The organism is Novosphingobium sp. CF614, from assembly GCF_900113255.1.
Taxonomy (GTDB): Bacteria; Pseudomonadota; Alphaproteobacteria; order Sphingomonadales; family Sphingomonadaceae; genus Novosphingobium.
The window spans coordinates 1-1,039 of record NZ_FOOR01000065.1 but is presented as its reverse complement, the minus strand read 5'-3'; the positions used below and the strand labels follow the sequence as shown (position 1 = coordinate 1,039).

At 59.8% G+C, this 1,039-nt stretch carries 1 protein-coding gene and 1 pseudogene; both read right to left on the bottom strand.

Annotation, left to right across the window (positions count from 1 at the left end):
* Positions 1-96: 96 nt before the first annotated feature.
* The gene (locus BM052_RS19280) at positions 97-696 is read right to left on the bottom strand and encodes an IS5 family transposase (protein WP_177198587.1); all 600 of its coding nucleotides are present in this window, start codon (positions 694-696) and stop codon (positions 97-99) included.
* 11 nt (positions 697-707) lie between these two features.
* A pseudogene (locus BM052_RS20515) lies at positions 708-866 on the bottom strand (hypothetical protein); the annotation flags it as partial.
* Between the last annotated feature and the right edge of the window lie 173 nt (positions 867-1,039).

The window sequence follows — 1,039 nt, the reverse complement described above, 5'->3', positions numbered from 1 at the left end:
CCCCGCCGCACCGCGAACCGCAATATATTCCGACAAATCGCGTCATACGTATGGCGCAGGCACTGTGCTTCGCTACCTAAACGTACAAAGTCGAGCTTAGGCCGTGTGGACGAATTTGATCAAGCATAGTCCGGCGGCAAAACTGACGATTGACCTGTAGTTTTTGGCGGTTTTCTCGCATCGCAGGGCGACGCGCTTGAAGCGTTTGAGCCGTCCGAAGGCCTGCTCGATGCGACCGCGTGCCTTGTAGAGGGTTCTGGCGAAGAAGAGGGGCTGGTTTTTCTCGTTGGCCTTGTGGGGGATGACGGGGGCGATGCCACGCGCTCTTGCTGCCGCCCGGTTCGCTTTGCTGGAATAGCCTTTGTCGGCAATGGCAGCGCGTGGAGTAATGTCCGGGCCAATGTCGAGCAGGGTCTGGAAGTGGGTGCAATCGGAAGCTTCGCCGCCGGTCAGATCGAAGGCGATCAGGTCTCCGCAACCGTCCGCTTTTGCGTGGATGTTGGTCGTGAACCCGCCTTTCGAACGACCGAGGGCCTGTCCTTTCTGCCCCCTTTTGCGCCCGCTGCCGAGACATGCGCGCGCACGATCGTGGAATCGAACATCTGGATCAGATGTGCCGTCGGGCTCATCGCCGCCAACGTGTCGAAGAAGGCCTCGAATACCCCGGCCTTGCTCAGCCGATCGAACCGTTTCCACACCGTGTTCCAGTGGCCGAACTCCTTCGGCTGCGCCCGCCAGCGCACGTTCTCCACCGTGAAGAAGTGCAGCGCCTCCAGGAACCGGCGGTCGTCCGTCGCCCTGCGCCCACGGCGAGGCAGACACGCCCGGAAAACCAGCAGCGTGTGCTCCCAATCCTGCTCGCTCATCTTCGTCGACAAACTCCGACCCCTTCGTTCAGTCGGAATCCTATGAGACGCCATGTTCGCAGTAGGTAGCTCGTCTCTGGCATGCAGTATCGAGGGTTGACCTGTAACTGGTCCTATCCTCATGCATGGGAGACGAGCCGTGGAACATTCTATGGCATATGTTGCGATGGATA